Source organism: Arthrobacter sp. zg-Y919, assembly GCF_030142045.1.
Classification (GTDB): domain Bacteria; phylum Actinomycetota; class Actinomycetes; order Actinomycetales; family Micrococcaceae; genus Arthrobacter_B.
The window spans coordinates 1,007,898-1,026,056 of sequence record NZ_CP126242.1; the positions used below are offsets into that span (position 1 = coordinate 1,007,898).

The following is an 18,159-nucleotide window of genomic DNA, read 5'->3' on the forward strand; positions in this document are numbered from 1 at the left end:
AGGACTACAACAACATCTAGTGGGAGGCAGCTATGGCGGTTCGGCCCAACCCCAAAAAAGACACGTCGTCGGATTACCGCAGGAATGCGATGCGTGCAGAAGTGGCCGCGGAAACACAGCGGCTGAAGACTTACCTGGCCCCCACGGTAGAGATGCAGGATTTGTTCCTCGAGGACATCGAGATCAAGATGGCCGGCGCCCACCGCACCGTCCACGTCATTGTGGACCTTCCCGAGGGCGAGTCCGGAGGCGTGAGCCTGGACCGGATTTCAGCCGCGGCGCAGGTCATTTCCGAGGCGATGGATAACGATCCCGGCGACGACGGACGCCCGTACAACCTCGAAGTCTCGTCCCCCGGCGTGTCCCGTCCCCTCACCGAGCCGCGCCACTGGCGCCGCAATACCGGCCGGATGGTCTCGGTTTCCGTGGAGCGGGGAGACGACGTCATGGGACGGCTCGTTTCCGTAGAGGACGACGGCATTACGTTGATACCGGAAATCCCGGTCAAGAAGGGGATGAAGGCGAAGCAGGGGGATCAGGTCCACCTGCCGTTCGCGGACATCCGCAAGGGGCGCGTGGAAGTTGAATTCGCCCACCTTGAAGACGACCCGGCAGGCGATGACGCCCCGGATGATGAAACCACAGCTGAGGAGGCCTAGATGGAAATAGATATGAGTGCGCTGAGGCTGCTGGAACGCGAACGGGAGATCCCGCTGGATCTGCTCGTCCCGACCATTGAGCAGGCACTGCTGGTTGCGTACCACAAGACCAACGGCGCCCAGGACCAGGCACGGGCGGAATTGGACCGGAAGACCGGCCACGTGACCATCTGGGCTGCCGAGCTCGACGACGACGGCGCCACCGTGGGGGAGTTCGACGACACCCCCGCAGGTTTCGGCCGGATCGCCGCCAGCACGGCACGGCAGATCATCCTGCAGCGCCTGCGCGACGTTGAGGATGACAACATCCTCGGCGAATTCAAGGGCCGTGAAGGCGAACTGGTCTCGGGCCAGATCCAGCAGGGGAACAACCCCCACATGATCCAGGTGAACCTCGGTTCGGTGGAGGCACTGCTGCCCCCGCCCGAGCAGGTCCCGGGAGAGAAGTACACCCACGGATCCCGCCTCCGGGCCTTCGTCGTCGACGTACGGCGCGGCTTCAAGGGCCCGTCCATCACCCTCTCGCGGTCCCACCCGGGTCTGGTTCGTAAGCTCTTCGAATTGGAAGTTCCGGAAATCGCCGACGGCAGCGTGGAGATCGTGGCCCTGGCACGCGAAGCCGGACACCGCTCCAAGATCGCGGTCAAGGCCAACATCCCGGGTATCAACGCCAAGGGAGCCTGCATCGGTGAAATGGGTTCGCGTGTCCGTGCCGTCATGAACGAGCTGCACGACGAGAAGATCGACATTGTCGACTTCAGCGAGGATCCGGCGACCTTCATCGCCAACTCCCTCTCGCCGTCGCGCGTGAACTCCGTGACCATCACCGATGAGGACCTGCGTTCCGCCCGGGTGGTTGTTCCCGACTACCAGCTTTCCCTGGCAATCGGCAAGGAAGGCCAGAACGCCCGGCTCGCCGCAAAGCTCACCGGCTGGCGGATCGACATCGTTTCCGACGCGAAGGCCTCCTAGGCTCCGGTGCCGGAAGCGGATGCGGCGCCGAACGAGAAAGGCGCTAGAATGTATAAGGCCGGGTCACCCTCCGCCTCCCATACAACGGCAGCCGCTTCCGGCGCCGCTCCGGGAAATCGGGTATCCAGGCACGTTCCGCAACGAACGTGCATAGGGTGCAGGAAAAAGGATGACCAAGCTGTTCTGCTGCGGCTGGTCCGTGTCAGCATGGAAGGCGGCAACGCCGTCCATGTGGACGAGGACCGCCGAATGCCGGGAAGAGGTGCTTGGTTGCACCCCGACACGGCATGCCTGAGATTGGCAGTGAAACGTTCGGGTTTTCCGCGGGCCTTCAGGGGTGCCGCGGAAATAACGGACGTTGAACGTTGGTTCAAGGCCCTTGAGGACGTTCCGACCGGGAACGGACTCAAAACCGTCCAACCTGAAAGCGGGTCAGAAATCTGATGGAAACCCGATGAGTACCCAGCGATGAGTACTTTGTTGTGCTCTGTGATGGGCCCCGCTGCAACTGCAGTGGAAGCCCGCAGTAAATAGACGGTTCGTACCTGGCTCGGTGCGGACCGAGACAGGAGAAATGTGGCCAAGGTCCGCGTACACGAGCTTGCTAAAGAGCTCGGCATTACCTCGAAGGATGCAGTTGCAAAACTGCAGGAACTGGGCGAATTCGTCCGTTCCGCCTCATCAACTATTGAGGCCCCGGTAGTCAAGAAACTTCGGGGCGCCTTCCCGGCGTCCGAGAACAAGGCCGCCCCGGCGGCCCCCGCGAAGGCCGACGCTCCGGCGTCGCAGCCCGCATCATCATCCCCCAAGCCCGGCTCGAAGAAGCCTGCTCCGGCAGCACCCGAGGCTGAGCAGCCGGCACCGGCAGCGTCCGCTCCCGCAGAGGCCGCTCCGGCGGCACCTGCCCAGGAGGCACCGGCAGCTCCCGCCGCTCCGGCAGCTCCGGCTCCCGCAGCAGCCGAGACAGGTACGGACGACGCCGCCAAGGCATCTTCGGCACCCCGTCCCGGTGCTCCGCGGCCCGCTGCAGGCGGCCCCCGCCCGGGCAACAACCCGTTTGCACCTTCCCAGGGCATGCCGCGTCCGCGTGGCCGCGGCGACGGCGAGCGGGGAGCCGGGGCACCCCGTCCCGGCAACAACCCGTTTGCACCCTCGCAGGGCATGCCGCGTCCGGGTGGACGCCGCGATGAGGCCGAGCGTCCCGCAGCAGGCGCGGGCGGCCCCCGCCCCGCAGCCGGTGCAGGTGGACCCCGTCCCGGCGCACCGCGTCCGGGCGCTCCCCGCCCCGGTGCAGCACGTCCCGGCGCAGCAGCACGTCCGGGCGCACCGCGTCCGGCAGGAGCCGGTGCCGGCGGCACCCGCCCCACACCGGGCATGATGCCCAACCGCACCGAACGTCCGGCAGCCCCGGGCCGTCCGGGTGCCGGTGGCGGACCCCGCCGTGGACCGGGCGGAGCCCCGGGTACCGGCGGCGGCGGCGCACCTGTAGGCGGCGGCTTTGGCAAGGGCGGCCGCGGACGCGGCGGCACTGCCGGTGCTTTCGGCAAGGGCGGCGCAGGCCGCGGCAAGCAGCGCAAGTCGAAGCGGGCAAAGCGGCAGGAACTGGAGCAGATGTCGGCTCCGTCGCTGGGTGGCGTTTCGGTACCCCGCGGCGACGGCAACACTGTTGTCCGTCTGCGCCGCGGCGCGTCCATCACGGACTTTGCCGACAAGATTGAGGCAAACCCGGCCGCACTGGTCACCGTGCTGTTCCACCTTGGTGAAATGGCAACGGCCACGCAGTCCCTGGACGAGGAGACCTTCGGTGTCCTCGGCACGGAGCTGGGTTACAAGATCCAGGTTGTCTCGCCGGAAGACGAAGAGCGCGAACTGCTGAGCACGTTCGACATCGACTTCGAGGCGGAACTGGAAGCCGAAGGCGACGACGACCTCGAGGCACGTCCTCCGGTAGTCACCGTTATGGGCCACGTCGACCACGGTAAGACCCGCCTGCTGGACGCCATCCGCAACTCGAACGTTGTCGAAGGCGAACACGGCGGTATTACCCAGCACATCGGTGCCTACCAGATCGACTTCGATCACGAGGGCATCGAGCGCGCCGTCACCTTCATCGATACTCCGGGCCACGAGGCGTTCACCGCCATGCGTGCCCGTGGTGCGAAGGTCACCGACATAGCGGTCCTGGTTGTCGCAGCCGATGACGGCGTTATGCCGCAGACGGTGGAAGCGCTCAACCACGCACAGGCAGCCAATGTGCCGATCGTCGTGGCAGTGAACAAGATCGATAAGGAAGGCGCCAACCCGGAGAAGGTCCGCGGCCAGCTGACCGAGTACGGTCTGGTTCCCGAGGAATACGGTGGCGACACCATGTTCGTTGAGGTTTCGGCACGCCAGAACCTCAACATCGACGCACTGCTCGAGGCCGTGCTGCTTACCGCAGACGCTGCCCTGGACATGCGCGCCAACCCGAACAAGGACGCCCGCGGTATCGCTATCGAAGCCAACCTGGATAAGGGCCGCGGTGCAGTTGCCACTGTGCTGGTCCAGTCCGGAACGCTGAAGGTCGGCGACACGATCGTGGCGGGAACGGCCCACGGCCGCGTCCGTGCCATGTTCGACGAGAACGGCGACACCGTCACCGAAGCCGGACCGTCGCGTCCGGTCCAGGTGCTCGGCCTGTCCAACGTTCCCCGTGCCGGCGATACGTTCTTCGTGACCGATGACGAGCGCACCGCCCGCCAGATCGCTGAAAAGCGTGAGGCTGCGGACCGCAACGCCGCCCTGGCCAAGCGCCGCAAGCGCATCAGCCTTGAGGACTTCGACCAGGCTGTTGCTGACGGCAAGGTCGACACCCTTAACCTCATCCTCAAGGGTGACGTTTCCGGTGCCGTCGAAGCCCTGGAAGACTCGCTGCTCAAGATCGACGTCGGCGAAGGCGTGCAGCTGCGCGTCATCCACCGCGGCGTCGGTGCCATCACGCAGAACGACGTCAACCTGGCGACGGTGGACAACGCCGTCATCATCGGCTTCAACGTCAAGCCGGCCGAGCGCGTTGCCGACCTGGCAGAGCGTGAAGGCGTGGACATGCGCTTCTACTCCGTCATCTACGCAGCAATTGATGACATTGAGCTTGCACTCAAGGGCATGCTCAAGCCCGAGTACGAAGAGGTCCAGCTCGGCACCGCCGAGGTCCGCGAAGTCTTCCGCTCCTCCAAGTTCGGAAACATCGCCGGCTCGATCGTCCGCTCCGGTGTCATCCGACGCAACGCCAAGGCACGGGTCACCCGTGACGGCAAGGTCATCGGCGACAACCTCACCGTTGAGTCGCTCAAGCGGTTCAAGGACGACGCCACCGAGGTCCGTACGGACTTCGAGTGCGGTATCGGCCTGGGCTCGTTCAACGACGTCAACCAGGGCGACATCATCGAGACCTTCGAAATGCGCGAGAAGCCGCGCGTCTAATCCGTGGCCCGGGCCGCCGGTTCCCCCGGCGGCCCCGGGCGACGATTTCCAGTCTTTAGTAAGGAGAGGTTATGGCAGATCCAGCACGCGCTGCGAAGCTCGCTGACCGCATCAAGGTAGTAGTGGCCCAGGCGCTCGAGCGCCGGGTGAAGGATCCGCGGCTCGGTTTTGTGACCATTACCGATGCACGGGTCACCAACGATCTGCAGCACGCCACTTTGTACTACACCGTCTTCGGTGACGAGGAACAGCAGGCAGACACCAAGGCTGCACTGGAATCCGCACGCGGAATCCTGCGCGCCGAGGTAGGCAAGAACATCACCGTCCGCCTGACGCCCACGCTGGAATTCGTTGCCGACGAAATTCCGGTGAACGCCAGCCACCTGGAGGAACTGATCCGGGCGGCCAAGCAGCGCGACGCCGAACTGGCAGCGCTGAAGGAAGGCGCCACCTACGCCGGCGACGCCGATCCGTACCGCAAGGACGATGAGGACTTCGACGAAGACCTCGAATCCGACGCACCGGTGGACGCCGACGCAAAGTAGGTTCGATACACACAAAGGGAGCGGTTCCGTAAAGGAACCGCTCCCTTTGTCGTTGATGCAGCTGTTGTTGGTACCGCTTCTGCTTAGGCCGCGTTCGCCGGTGCAGGCAGCCGGCCGACGCCTTCCACCAGCTCGTCACGGTCCCCGCACAGCGCAATCCGGATCCAGCCTTCGCCGATGGATCCGAAGGCGGTGCCGGGAGCTACGGCCACCGACTGCTCTTCGAGGAAGCGCAGGGTCCAGTCCCGGACGTTCCCTCCGGTGGAGGCGGACAGATCGGCCCAGAGGTAGAAGGCGCCCCGGGCCTCGAGATAGGGGATTCCCTTCCCAGCGAGGACGGCGCAGGCGGCGTCGCGGTTGGCCCGGTAATGCGCGGAGGCCATTGACACATAGTCCTGCGGTCCGGTCAGCGCAGCCAGCGCCGCGTACTGCGAGGGGGAGGCCACGCAGGAAACGATGGATTCCATGACGGTGCTCAGCGCCGGTTCCAGTCCCTCGGGCAGGACCAGCGCACCGATGCGCAGCCCGGTGAGGCCGTAGGTCTTGGACAGCGTGAGGGAGGTGATCACGCGCTCCCCGGAGCCGCCGTCGAACGCCAGCGGGCTGACGTGGGGCACATCGAAGGTGAAGGCCTCGTAGCACTCATCCGAAATTATCCAGAGATCGTGCCGCCGTGCCAGCTCCACCAGCTGGCGGGTGAGTTCTTCGCTGAAGACCGCCCCCAGCGGGTTGGACGGGGAATTCAACAGCAGGACCCGGGTGCGTGGCGTCAGCAGTGCCTCGATGTCCTCGATCCTCGGCTGGAACCCGTGCCCGGGATACAGCGGGTACTCCACCGGTACCGCATGCAGCAGCTGTGCCGTCATGGCGAACGTCGGGTAGCCCGGATTCGGCACCAGGACCTCGTCGCCGGCATCCAGCAGCAGGCTCATGGCCAGGTGCAGGCCCTGCTGCGCCCCGGCGGTGACAAAGACCCGGTCGGGGGAGATGTCCCGCCCGCAGGAAGCGCCGGCATGACGGGCGAAGGCGGCGCGCAGGGGAGCGATGCCCGCATTGGGGGTGTAACCGGTTTCATCCCGGTCCAGCGTGGCCCGCGCAGCGTCCAGGATATGCGCGGGGGTGGGGAAGCCGGGCTCGCCGATACTCAGGACTATGGCGTCCGGTTTCGCCCAGGCGGCCTGCGTGATTTCACGGATCTGGTTCGCCGGGACCTTCCGGACGTGTGGTGAGAGCTGTGCCATATCCGAATGCTATCGCCGCTGCCGGCCGTGGCGGTGCGGCAGTTGCGCCGCGCGGCGCAACATATACTGAAAGGCGTGAATTCTGGGCAGGTCCAATCGGGACTGATTATTGTGGACAAGCCGCAGGGATGGACGAGCCACGATGTGGTCGGACGCCTGCGGAGACTGGCAGGCACCCGGAAAGTCGGGCACGCAGGCACCCTGGATCCGATGGCGACCGGTGTGCTGGTGGTCGGCATCAACAAGGCCACCCGCCTGCTGACCTACATTGTCGGGACCACCAAGACCTACGAGGCGACCATCCGGCTGGGCCAGTCAACCGTGACCGACGACGCCGAGGGCGAAGTCACGGCCGAAACCATCGCCGCCGCGGTGACGGACGAGGACATCCGTGCAGCGGTGGCGAACCTCACCGGGGACATCCAGCAGGTCCCGAGCAGCGTCAGCGCCATCAAGGTCAACGGCGAACGCTCCTACGCGAAGGTCCGGGCCGGCGGAGAAGTGAACCTGCCGTCCCGCCCGGTTACCGTTTCCCGCTTCGAAATCCATGACATCCGCCGCGAAAACGGCGGCCGCCTCCGCGACGTCGATGTCACCGTTGACTGCTCCTCCGGCACCTATATCCGCGCGCTGGCCCGTGACCTCGGTGCTGCGCTCGGCGTCGGCGGGCACCTGACCGCCCTCCGCCGGACCTGCGTGGGACCGTTCGGCATTGAGTCCGCCTCCACCCTCGACGAACTGGCGGAGGACCTGCGGGTCCTGGACCTGGACGACGCCGCCGCGGACCTTTTCCCGGTGCGTACCCTCTCCGCGGCCGAGGCCGAGGACCTCTCCCACGGCCGCCGGATCACGGCCACCGGGGACGGACAGCCCGGACCAGTGGCCGCCATCGACCCGGACGGCCGCGTAGTGGGCCTGCTGGAGGACAAGGGCACGCAGGCGAAGGCCCTGCTGGTCTTCGCCCCCGGAAATGAGAAGGCGTAAATGGGCGTGGACCCGCTGTTCCTTGTCGGCTCCCTGGTGTGCCTGGTGTCCGTGGTGCTGTGCATCGGGGCCGCCGCGCTGAAGCACGGACCGAACGACCTCACCATCCTCTCCGCCGCCGCCGTCGAACTGTTCCTGCTGGTGTACGGAGTGGCTTCCCTCATCCGCCTGGCCGGCGGCGAGGGGATTGCCGGTGAAGCCTGGGAATTCTGGGGCTACCTGCTGACCGCACTGATCATTCCGGTCGGTGCCCTCTGGTGGTCCCTCATGGACCGGACACGGTGGAGCAACATTGTGCTGGCTGCCGTGGGAATCACCGTATTTGTCATGCTGTTCCGGATGGAACAGATCTGGGACGGAGCAACTCTTCTATGAACCGCAGTATCAACCCCGACGACGCCGGGTCCAAGGACATCCCACAGCCGGCGGCCCGCAATGCCGGTCCCGGCCGCCTGCTGGTGGCGGTCTACGCGATCTTTGCCCTCGCAGCCTCGGCCCGGGCGGCCTTCCAGATCCTGACCAAGTTCGACCACGCCCCGCTGGCCTACCTGCTGTCCGCCTTCGCCGCGGCGGTCTACGTCGTGGCGACGGTCGGCCTCGCCCGGTCCGGCGCCACGGCCTACCGGATTTCGGTGGCAGCCGTCGGCGTGGAAATGGCCGGCGTCCTGGCCGTGGGGATCTTCGGGCTGGTCGACCCCGCCGCCCTGCCCGACGATACGGTCTGGTCCGGCTTCGGCAGCGGCTACGGCTATGTACCCCTGATCCTGCCGATGGTCGGGTTGTGGTGGCTCTACCGGCACCGCGCCGACGCGCGCCGATGAAATAAGTATGCTTACCTGTTCCGCGCCGGTGCGTGAGACGATGGCAGGAACAACGAGCCGTTCCAACTCCGTCAAGGGGGAGCCATGAGCAACACAGCGCCGACACCGGGCGACAGGTCCAATCCCGCAGGCACCGGCCTGCCCGAATCCCAGGGACGGGACACTCAGGCACCGTCACCCCAGGCGCCGTCTTCGCAGGCACCGTCTTCGCAGGGACCCCGGACGCAGCCCGGCAAGCAGTCAGCCCGGAAGCAGGGACGGAACACCCGGCAGCCCAAGGCCGCCAAGCCTTTCAAGAGCAGTGACGACTGGGGTGTCTTCCGCGCCGTGGTCATCGGCGTCGGCATCCTGGTGGCCGGCTTCGGACTTTACAACCTCATCACGGGAACGGCAGGACTGCCCGAGGGGTCCGGGGGAGAGGTCAACCCCACCCTGGAGAGCCAGTACCGGTTCTTCGCCGCCATGATGGTCGGCGTGGGCGCCGCGTTCGTGGCCATAGCCGTGAAGTTCCAGTGGGCAAACATGCTCTGGCTCGTCTGCCTGATGGTGTTCCTGGGCGGCATCGGCCGGGTCCTGTCCTGGGCGTTCTCCGGAACCCCGCACTTCACCTTCATCGTGCTGATGATTGTTGAACTCGCGTTCCCGCCCGCACTGCTCGTGTGGCACCGGTTCATCGCCAAAACATCCGACCTGCGCCGCCAGTACACCCAGCAGGACACAGGGGAGGCCGGCGGTCCCGGTATTGCGGGCGGTTCCCGGTAAGCGCCGCTGATCGGACATAATGGATAGGTCCGCGACGGTGAAGCCGCGCGGAGCCGGTCCTGCCGTCCGACCGGCACCGGAAAAATGCTGCTAAGGAGCCTGTGTGTACTACTGGAATGACCTGGCGGAAATACCTGCCGATATTGGTCCGACAGTAATCACCATTGGCAACTTCGACGGCGTGCACCTTGGCCACCAGCATGTGCTCAACCGCTTGGTGAAGGTGGCACGCGCGCAGGATGCGGCCGCCGTCGCCATCTCTTTTGATCCGCACCCCGCACAGGTCCACCGCCCCGGAAACGCACCGGAACTGATCATGGGAACCATGGACCGCGTGCAGGCGCTGGCGGATACCGGGCTGGACGGCCTGTTGATGATGCATTACACCCTGGAGCTGGCGTCCCTGACCGCCGAGGAATTCGTCCGCCGGGTACTCGTGGACGCCCTGCACGCGAAGACCGTCGTCATCGGCCACGACGTACGCTTCGGCAAGGGCAACGCCGGAGACCTGGACACCATGCGCGGGCTCGGCCGCGAACTGGTCTTCGCCGTTGAGGCAGTGGATGATTTCGGTGCCCTTCCTGACGGCCCCGACTCCGGCCGGCGCTGCTCCTCCACCTGGATCCGCGAGGCACTGCGCGAAGGTGACGTCCGGACCGCCGCGCGCCTGCTGGGCCGCAGCCACCGGATGCGCGGAGAGGTGGTGCATGGCGCTGCCCGTGGCCGCGAGCTGGGTTTCCCCACGGCCAACCTGGCTCCCGAGGCTTCGGGGCTGATCCCCGCCGACGGGATCTACGCCGGCTGGCTGGTGGATGAAGCCGGCACGCGGTGGCCTGCCGCCGTGTCGGTGGGATCCAACCCGACCTTCGAGGGCGTGAGCCGGCAGGTGGAAGCCCACGTCATAGACCGCCCCGCCGAGAAGGTGGAGGACTTCGACCTGTACGGGCAGCACGTTGTGGTGGAATTCGTGGACCGGCTGCGCGGCATGGTGGCGTACACCGGCCCCGAGGCCCTGGTGGAGCAGATGCGGCTCGACGTCGGACGCACCCGTGAGGTCCTTTCGACAGAAAGCGGCACGGGCAGGTAAACTGGACTCAAATTCGGCTGCGGTCCGTGGCGGCTGAATTTCTTTATGTTCCGGGGTATATGCCCCAGGGTCCGCCCAAGGAGCAGAAAGATTCCCGGCAGCGAAGTGCTGACTCGGGCCTCACGGCACAACTGTAGGAGTTACATTGGCACTCGATCCCGCTGTCAAGCAGGAAATCATTCGGGAATTCGCTCGCGCTGAAGGGGACACCGGTTCCCCTGAGGTTCAGGTTGCTGTGCTTTCACGGCGCATCCTCGACCTGACCGAGCACCTGAAGACGCACAAGCATGACCACCACACCCGCCGTGGCCTGATGGCCCTGGTTGGTCGCCGTCGTCGCATGCTTACCTACCTGCGCGACACCGACATCGCCCGCTACCGTACGCTCATCGAGCGCCTCGGCCTGCGTCGATAGTCTTTGTGAAAGGCGGCACCTGTGCACTGCACGGGGAGCCGCCTTTTGCGCAGGCAGGCATGGACACCGGGAAAGCCGGAAGCGCACCTGTCTGATCTCGGTCCCCTTCGGGCGGGCCGGCGAAGGTAGTTAAGCAGTAAAGAAGCAGTAAAGAAGCACAGCAAACATCACAGGAGTCAGCCAGCATCGCAGCATTCGCGGTCCTCGGTAGTGGTCTCCGGGAGATTCTGCCCGAGGACCTCGATCGAAGACCGGGTGTTGAACGTGCGGCCCATGCCGTACGGAAAGAAGTTCGAAACGGTGCTGGGTGCCTCCGCCCACAGAAGAAACGGAGGTGACTCTCATATGGAGGGTCCCGAAATTCAGTTCGCAGAAGCCGTTATTGACAACGGCAAATACGGCAAGCGCGTCATCCGGTTCGAAACCGGCCGCCTTGCCCAGCAGGCCGCCGGTGCGGCGATGGTCTACATTGACGAAGACACCGCCCTGCTCTCGGCCACGTCCGCCGGTAAGTCCCCGCGTGAAGGTTTCGACTTCTTCCCGCTGACCGTGGATGTCGAGGAGCGTATGTACGCTGCCGGCCGCATCCCGGGCTCGTTCTTCCGCCGCGAAGGCCGCCCGTCCACCGAAGCCATCCTGGCCTGCCGCCTGATGGACCGCCCGCTGCGCCCCGCCTTCGTCAAGGGCCTGCGCAACGAGGTCCAGATCGTGGTCACCGTCCTGGCGATCAACCCGGACGTGCTCTACGACGTGGTGGCAATCAACGCTTCGTCCATGTCCACCCAGCTGAGCGGCCTGCCGTTCTCCGGCCCGATCGGCGGCGTCCGCGTTGCCCTGGTCGACGGCCAGTGGGTTGCCTTCCCGAAGCACTCCGAGCTTGAGCGCGCAGTGTTCTCGATGGTGGTTGCCGGCCGCATCGCCGGTGACGACGTCGCCATCATGATGGTGGAAGCCGAAGCCACCGACAACGCCTGGACCCTCATCAAGGAAGAGGGCGCCACCGCCCCGACCGAAGAGGTTGTGGCAGAAGGCCTGGAAGCGGCCAAGCCGTTCATCAAGGTCCTGTGCGACGCCCAGTCCGACCTGGCTGCCCGTGCCGCCAAGCCGACCGTCGAGTTCCCGATCTTCCTGGACTACCAGGATGACGTGTACGAGGCCGTTGAAGCCGAAGCCGCCGAGAAGCTGGCCAAGGTCTTCTCCATCGCCGACAAGCAGGAGCGCGACACCGCCGCCGACGCGCTGAAGGACGAAGTCAAGGCCGCACTGGCCGGGAAGTTCGAAGGCCGCGAAGGTGAAATCTCCGCTGCCTTCCGCTCCGTCACCAAGCACGTTGTGCGCCAGCGCATCCTCAAGGAGCAGGTCCGCATCGACGGCCGTGGCCTGACGGACATCCGCCAGCTCACCGCCGAGGTCGAGGTTCTGCCCCGCGTGCACGGTTCGGCCATCTTCGAGCGCGGCGAAACCCAGATCATGGGTGTCACCACGCTGAACATGCTGAAGATGGAACAGCAGATCGACTCGCTGTCGCCGGTAACGCGCAAGCGCTACATGCACAACTACAACTTCCCGCCGTACTCCACCGGTGAAACCGGCCGCGTGGGTTCGCCCAAGCGCCGCGAAATCGGCCACGGTGCCCTGGCAGAGCGCGCGCTCATGCCGGTGCTGCCGACGCGTGAGGAATTCCCGTACGCCATCCGCCAGGTCTCCGAAGCCCTGAGCTCCAACGGTTCCACCTCGATGGGTTCGGTCTGCGCCTCGACGCTGTCCATGCTCAACGCCGGTGTTCCGCTGCGCGCTCCGGTTGCCGGTATCGCCATGGGCCTGGTCTCCGACCAGGTCGACGGTGAAACCCGCTACGCCGCCCTGACCGATATCCTCGGCGCCGAAGATGCCTTCGGCGACATGGACTTCAAGGTCGCCGGTACCTCCGAGTTCGTCACGGCCATCCAGCTGGACACCAAGCTCGACGGTATCCCCGCCTCCGTTCTGGCTGCAGCACTGAAGCAGGCCCGCGAAGCCCGCCTGCACATCCTCGACGTGATGCAGGCCGCGATCGACGCTCCGGACGAGCTCTCCGAGTTCGCCCCGCGCATCATCTCGGTCAAGATCCCCGTGGATAAGATCGGCGAGGTCATTGGCCCGAAGGGCAAGATGATCAACCAGATCCAGGAGGACACCGGCGCTGACATCTCCATCGAAGATGACGGCACCGTCCTCATCGGTGCAACCGACGGCGGCTCCGCCGAGGCTGCCCGCTCGGCGATCAACGCGATCGCCAACCCGCAGGTCCCCGAGATCGGCGAGCGTTACCTCGGTACGGTAGTCAAGACCACCACCTTCGGTGCTTTTGTCTCCCTGACCCCGGGCAAGGACGGCCTGCTGCACATCTCCGAGCTGCGTAAGCTCGCCGGCGGCAAGCGCGTGGACAACGTCGACGACGTCGTCTCCGTGGGCCAGAAGGTCCAGGTGGAAATCACCAAGATCGATGACCGTGGAAAGCTTTCGCTCTCCCCGGTGGTTGCTGAAGACGCCGAAGGCGAAGAAGCAGCAGAAACCGAGTCTGCAGAGTAAATGCAGGACTTCTCCGATGGAAACCGTTCCGTGTCCACTTCCTCACCGAAGGGGCACGGGACGGTTGTCCAGCTTCCGCTGACCACTCTTTCCTCCGACCCGACCCTCGTAGTCGGCACTCCGGGAGGCGCCGTCGTGCGCCGTTCGGTACTGCCCGGTGGCGTCCGGGTCCTGACCGAGGAAATGCCCGGCCAGCGAAGCACGGCCATCGGATTCTGGGTTGGTGTCGGCTCGCGGGATGAAGCCGCGGGCCGGCACGGCTCCACACACTTCCTTGAGCACCTGCTATTCAAGGGCACCACCCGGCGCTCGGCGCTGGATATTGCCTCGGCCTTTGACGAGGTGGGCGGCGAGTCCAATGCGGCCACCGCCAAGGAAAGCACCTGCTACTACGCACGGGTGCTGGATACCGATCTTCCGATGGCCATTGACGTCATCACCGATATGGTCACGTCCGCCGTCCTGGATCCGGAGGAACTGGAACAGGAACGCGACGTCATCCTGGAAGAGATCGCCATGGACAATGACGATCCGGCTGATCTCTGCCATGAAAAGTTCTCCGAGGCCGTCCTGGGCGAGCATGCCCTGGGCCGTCCCATCGGCGGCACCCCCGAGGCCATCCGCAGTGTCTCCCGCGAAGCGGTCCTCGAGCATTACCGGCGTTACTACCGTCCGGAGGAGCTGGTGGTCACTGCCGCCGGGGGACTGGACCACGAGGAGGTCTGCGCCCTGGTGCTGCAGGCCCTGCAGACCGCCGGCTGGGAGCTGGACCCGGCGGCAACGCCCGCACCGCGCCGGAACACCGAGCCGGCAGTGATTTCCGGGACCGCCGGAGTCCAGGTCATCAACCGTCCGGTGGAGCAGGCCAACATCGTCATGGGCTGCCCCTCGCTGACCGCCACCGATGACCGCCGCTTCGCCATGAGCGTGCTGAACACGATCCTTGGCGGCGGGATGTCCTCCCGCCTGTTCCAGGAGATCCGCGAGAAGCGCGGCCTGGTCTACTCCACCTACTCGTTCTCGGCGTCGTACGCCGACGCCGGCTATTTCGGCATGTACGCGGGCTGCTCGCCGGCCAAGACCCGTCAGGTCATCGACCTGCTGGGCAGCGAACTGGAACGCCTTGCAGCCGACGGCGTCGAGCCGGCCGAGCTGGCCAAGGCCCTGGGCCAGATCTCCGGCGGAATGGTGCTTGGCCTCGAGGACTCCGGCTCGCGGATGTCCCGGCTGGGCCGGGCCGAACTGGTCAGCGGCGAGTTCATCGACATTGACGAGTCCCTGCGCCGGATCCATTCGGTCACGGCCGAACAGGTGCAGGAACTGGCCGCGGAACTCGCGGCGGCGCCGCGGACCATCACCGTGGTGGGCCCGTTCGAATCAGCCGTGGAACTGGGCTTCTAACTCCTCAAGACTTCCCAAGACAAAAGGCACACCCGGCGTCCGGGTGTGCCTTTTGTCGTACCTGGGGTTAGAGCAGGCGTTACCCGCCGGCGAACGGCGGCAGGATGTCGACGACGTCGTCCGCCTCCAGCAGCATGCCGGGATTGCGTGCTGCCGTCTCATTGACCAGGAACGTGCTGCGCGCAATCACGGTCGCCAGGGCCGGAACGCCGGCGCCCTGCGCCGGGTAGCGGGCGGCAAGTTTTTCCGTCAGCTCGGCCAGCGTCAGCGGGCCCATATCGAATTGTTCTTCTTCTATGCCGGCTGCCGCTTTCGCAGCACCGAAGTATCGGATCAGCACTTAGCCGCCTATCGCACTCATGGTTCGGTCGGGCTGGACGTAGTCGGAGTCGCCAAGCCCGGTGTGGGCCATGCCGTGGGCCTTGGGCTTGCCCCACATGGCTTCCTGCCAGCGGCGGACGACGGCGTCGTCATCCACCCCGCTGCGCAGCAGGTCCCGCAGATCCGTTTCCTCGTGGGAGAAGAGGCAGCTGCGCACCTTTCCTTCCGCCGTGATCCGGGTGCGGACGCACTCCGCGCAGAACGGCTCGGTGACAGAGGCAATAATGCCCACCGTTCCGACCACCGTTGCCGGATCCGCGTTCCGGCGTACCTCCCACCGCTGGGCCGGCGCACCGCCGCGCTCCCGGGGGTCCGGCGTCAGCACGAAGTCCCGTTCCAGCAGCGTCCGCATCTCCAGGGCAGTGATCATCCCGTCCCGGGTCCAGCCGTGGTCGGCGTCCAGGGGCATCTGCTCGATGAAGCGCAGCTCGAAGCCGCGGCTGACCGCCCATTCCAGCAGGTCCGGAGCCTCGGCGTCGTTGATGCCGCGCATGAGGACCGCATTGATCTTGATCAGGCCCAGGCCCACCCGGGCGGCTTCCTCCACACCACGCAGCACCCGGTCCAGGAACGGACGGCGGGTGAGCTGGGCGAAGGTGTCCGGGTGCAGCGAATCCATGGACACATTGATGCGGGTCAGCCCGGCATCCTTAAGCGCCTGGGCCTTCTTGTCCAGACCGAGGCCGTTGGTGGTCAGCGAAATGGGCAGGTCCGGATGGTTGGCATGGATGCCCGCCACGATCTCCACCAGGTCCGCGCGCACCAGCGGCTCGCCGCCGGTCAGGCGCAGTTCGCGCACACCCAGCCGGTCCACGCCAAGACGGACCAGGCGCACGATTTCGTCCCGCGAGAGGACCTTGTCCCGGGCCAGCCAGTCGAGGCCTTCGGCGGGCATGCAGTAGGTGCAGCGCAGGTTGCATTTGTCCGTGAGCGAAAGCCTCATGTCGGTGGCCTTCCGGCCGTACCGGTCCAGCAGCCCGTCCGCGGGCGTGAGCGCGAGCGCAGACGCGGGAGGGGGCAGGGGAGCGGATGTAGTGCTGCTGCCCACCGGGGATTGGCGGGCGCTGATGTCTGATGTACTGGGGGAAGGGCTGATTACAGGCATTCCCAGCTGAGTTCCCATCCCTCGAGGTTACGCCCTTTCACAGTTAGGCTCTATAAATGCGCTTTGTTCTCCGGGCCCGCCGGGCCCCGGCGGCGTGCGTTGTGATGATTCTCACGGCTTTCACCGCCCTTACCGCCGGGTGCGCGTCTCCCGAGCCCGCCGGCAGCACGGACGGTGGTGGCCGGATCACGGTCTTTGCGGCGTCGTCACTCACCGATGTGGTGGAGTCACTGAACGCGGCGTACGACGGCGGCGGGCGGCTGCGCGTGAACGTGGGGTCCAGCAGTCAGCTGGTGGCGCAGCTGCAGTCCGGCGCGGAAGCGGATGTTGTGATCACCGCCGACCTTGAGGCGCTCGAACCCCTGCGGAACGGCCTGGACCGGGAAGCGGTGCTGGCCAGCAACCAGCTCGTGCTGGCCCTGGCGGCCGGCAACCCCGCCGGGATCACAGTGTTACGCGATGTTGCGGCCGACCGCGTCCGCGCGGCCCTGTGCGCACCCTCGGTCCCGTGCGGCCGGGCCGCGGACCGGGTGCTGGCTGCGGCCGGCGTCGCGGTTCCGGACCCGAGCCTTGAGGACAGTGCCCGTTCCGTGCTGACCAAGGTCTCCAGTGGGCAGGCCGACGCCGGACTGGTCTACCGGACCGACGCCCTGGCCGCGGCCGAGGCGGGCGTGACCTACCTGCCGCTGAGCGATCCCGGGCCTAACCGGTATCCGGCCGCCCTGACCGCCCAGGGGGCGGAGAACACGGACGCGGCAGCCTTCTTCGACTGGCTCACCGGTCCCGACGCGGCGGCAATCCTCGCCGAGGCGGGTTTCGGCCCTCCGGAACCGGGCAGCGGCCCCGCAGACACTGCCCCGGGGAGCACCGATGCCCCTTAAGTCATCTGGTACCCGCGGGCCGGCCTCCGGCTCCACCTCCGCCATGAGCCGGGAGGCCCGTGCCACCACTCCAGCCTGGCTGTGGCTGCCGGCCGGACTCGCCCTGCTGCTGTGCGCGGGGCCGGTTGCCGCCCTGCTGCTCAACGTGCCCTGGACGTCGCTGCCGGAGCTGCTCAGCACGGATGCGGCGCGGACTGCGCTGGGACTGTCCCTGGCCACCTCCGCCGGCTCCACGCTCCTGTGTGTGCTGCTGGGCCTGCCCCTGGCTGTGCTGCTCAGCAAGCTGGAGGGGCCGTGGATCCAGCTGATGCGCGGCATCCTGCTGATCCCGCTGGTCCTCTCGCCCGTGGTCTCCGGCATCGCCCTGCTGTATTTCTGGGGCCGGCAGGGGATTGCCGGACGGCTGCTGGGCACCGTGGGCCTGGACGTCGGGTACTCGCCGGCCGCCGTCGTGATTGTGCAGGTGTTTGTCTCGCTGCCCTTCTTCGTGGTCGCCTCGCTGAACAGCCTGTCCGCCGTGGACCGGGACCTGGAAATGGCTGCGGCCACGTCCGGGGCCGGCCCCACCGCGATCCTCCGCCACATCACCCTGCCGCTGGCACTGCCCGGCATCGTGGCCGGCACCCTGCTGGCCTTCGCCCGGTCGCTGGGCGAGTACGGGGCCACCATCACCTTTGCCGGGAGCATCGCGGGAAGCACCCGGACCCTGCCGCTGCAGATTGAACTAAGCCTGAACTCCAACCAGCCCCAGGCCGCCCTGGGCATCTGCCTGATGCTTATTGCCCTGTACCTCCTGGTCCTGCTGCTGGCCCGGGTCGCCACCGGACGGTTGCTGCCGCGATGAGCGGCCCCGGGCAGGGCGGGCGCGGTGC

Annotated in this window: 18 protein-coding genes; 15 read left to right on the forward strand and 3 right to left on the reverse strand. The window is 66.4% G+C overall.

Going from position 1 to position 18,159, the window contains the following annotated elements:
- Nucleotides 1-32: 32 nt before the first annotated feature.
- From rimP to rbfA, 5 genes are all read left to right on the forward strand, one after another.
- Nucleotides 33-659, forward strand: a complete 627-nt coding sequence (gene rimP, locus QNO10_RS04765; RefSeq protein ID WP_442860275.1) for a ribosome maturation factor RimP — start codon at nt 33-35, stop codon at nt 657-659.
- Entirely contained in the window at nt 660-1,631 is a 972-nt protein-coding gene (gene nusA / locus QNO10_RS04770; protein ID WP_229950054.1) for a transcription termination factor NusA, read from the forward strand.
- Nucleotides 1,632-1,679: 48 nt separating this feature from the next.
- Nucleotides 1,680-2,075: a YlxR family protein gene (locus tag QNO10_RS04775; protein ID WP_331460344.1), complete on the forward strand. Its 396-nt coding sequence runs from the start codon at nt 1,680-1,682 to the stop codon at nt 2,073-2,075.
- Nucleotides 2,076-2,207: 132 nt separating this feature from the next.
- Entirely contained in the window at nt 2,208-5,093 is a 2,886-nt protein-coding gene (gene infB / locus QNO10_RS04780) for a translation initiation factor IF-2 (protein ID WP_229950056.1), read from the forward strand.
- A 71-nt stretch (nt 5,094-5,164) separates the two neighbouring features.
- Complete coding sequence (gene rbfA, locus QNO10_RS04785) at nt 5,165-5,638, forward strand: 30S ribosome-binding factor RbfA (protein WP_229950058.1); 474 nt, start codon at nt 5,165-5,167, stop codon at nt 5,636-5,638.
- Nucleotides 5,639-5,721: 83 nt separating this feature from the next.
- Here the strand turns inward: rbfA and QNO10_RS04790 are convergent, their stop codons facing one another.
- A complete protein-coding gene (locus QNO10_RS04790) occupies nt 5,722-6,879 on the reverse strand; it encodes a pyridoxal phosphate-dependent aminotransferase (protein ID WP_229950061.1) in 1,158 nt (385 codons plus the stop codon).
- 75 nt (nt 6,880-6,954) lie between these two features.
- Here QNO10_RS04790 and truB point away from each other — a divergent pair, with 75 nt between their 5' ends.
- The 8 genes from truB (at nt 6,955) to QNO10_RS04830 (ending at nt 14,920) form a co-directional block, all read left to right on the forward strand.
- Nucleotides 6,955-7,863: a tRNA pseudouridine(55) synthase TruB gene (gene truB, locus QNO10_RS04795; RefSeq protein ID WP_229950063.1), complete on the forward strand. Its 909-nt coding sequence runs from the start codon at nt 6,955-6,957 to the stop codon at nt 7,861-7,863.
- Complete coding sequence (locus QNO10_RS04800; RefSeq protein WP_229950065.1) at nt 7,864-8,238, forward strand: hypothetical protein; 375 nt, start codon at nt 7,864-7,866, stop codon at nt 8,236-8,238.
- Nucleotides 8,235-8,684: a hypothetical protein gene (locus QNO10_RS04805; protein WP_229950068.1), complete on the forward strand. Its 450-nt coding sequence runs from the start codon at nt 8,235-8,237 to the stop codon at nt 8,682-8,684. The genes QNO10_RS04800 and QNO10_RS04805 overlap by 4 nt, the downstream gene beginning before the upstream one ends.
- Nucleotides 8,685-8,768: 84 nt before the next feature.
- Nucleotides 8,769-9,446, forward strand: coding sequence for a DUF4345 domain-containing protein (locus tag QNO10_RS04810; RefSeq protein WP_229950070.1), 678 nt, complete (start codon nt 8,769-8,771; stop codon nt 9,444-9,446).
- 103 nt (nt 9,447-9,549) lie between these two features.
- Nucleotides 9,550-10,533: a bifunctional riboflavin kinase/FAD synthetase gene (locus tag QNO10_RS04815; protein ID WP_229950072.1), complete on the forward strand. Its 984-nt coding sequence runs from the start codon at nt 9,550-9,552 to the stop codon at nt 10,531-10,533.
- 145 nt (nt 10,534-10,678) lie between these two features.
- Entirely contained in the window at nt 10,679-10,948 is a 270-nt protein-coding gene (gene rpsO / locus QNO10_RS04820) for a 30S ribosomal protein S15 (RefSeq protein ID WP_229950074.1), read from the forward strand.
- Between the two features lie 345 nt (nt 10,949-11,293).
- Nucleotides 11,294-13,519: a polyribonucleotide nucleotidyltransferase gene (locus tag QNO10_RS04825; protein ID WP_229950076.1), complete on the forward strand. Its 2,226-nt coding sequence runs from the start codon at nt 11,294-11,296 to the stop codon at nt 13,517-13,519.
- Nucleotides 13,520-14,920: a M16 family metallopeptidase gene (locus tag QNO10_RS04830; protein ID WP_442860276.1), complete on the forward strand. Its 1,401-nt coding sequence runs from the start codon at nt 13,520-13,522 to the stop codon at nt 14,918-14,920.
- A 79-nt stretch (nt 14,921-14,999) separates the two neighbouring features.
- On the opposite strand, the gene QNO10_RS04835 is transcribed toward QNO10_RS04830, so the two are convergent.
- A complete protein-coding gene (locus QNO10_RS04835; protein ID WP_229950078.1) occupies nt 15,000-15,260 on the reverse strand; it encodes a MoaD/ThiS family protein in 261 nt (86 codons plus the stop codon).
- A complete protein-coding gene (moaA, locus tag QNO10_RS04840; protein WP_269437871.1) occupies nt 15,261-16,406 on the reverse strand; it encodes a GTP 3',8-cyclase MoaA in 1,146 nt (381 codons plus the stop codon).
- A gap of 56 nt (nt 16,407-16,462) precedes the next feature.
- On the opposite strand from moaA, the gene modA reads away from it, so the two are divergent.
- Both modA and QNO10_RS04850 read left to right on the forward strand, forming a co-directional pair.
- Nucleotides 16,463-17,287 carry a molybdate ABC transporter substrate-binding protein gene (gene modA, locus QNO10_RS04845; RefSeq protein ID WP_229950080.1) on the forward strand — a complete coding sequence of 275 codons (825 nt, stop codon included), beginning with the start codon at nt 16,463-16,465 and terminating at the stop codon, nt 17,285-17,287.
- The gene (locus tag QNO10_RS04850; RefSeq protein WP_229950083.1) at nt 17,277-18,131 is read left to right on the forward strand and encodes a molybdate ABC transporter permease subunit; all 855 of its coding nucleotides are present in this window, start codon (nt 17,277-17,279) and stop codon (nt 18,129-18,131) included. The genes modA and QNO10_RS04850 overlap by 11 nt, the downstream gene beginning before the upstream one ends.
- Nucleotides 18,132-18,159 lie beyond the last annotated feature (28 nt).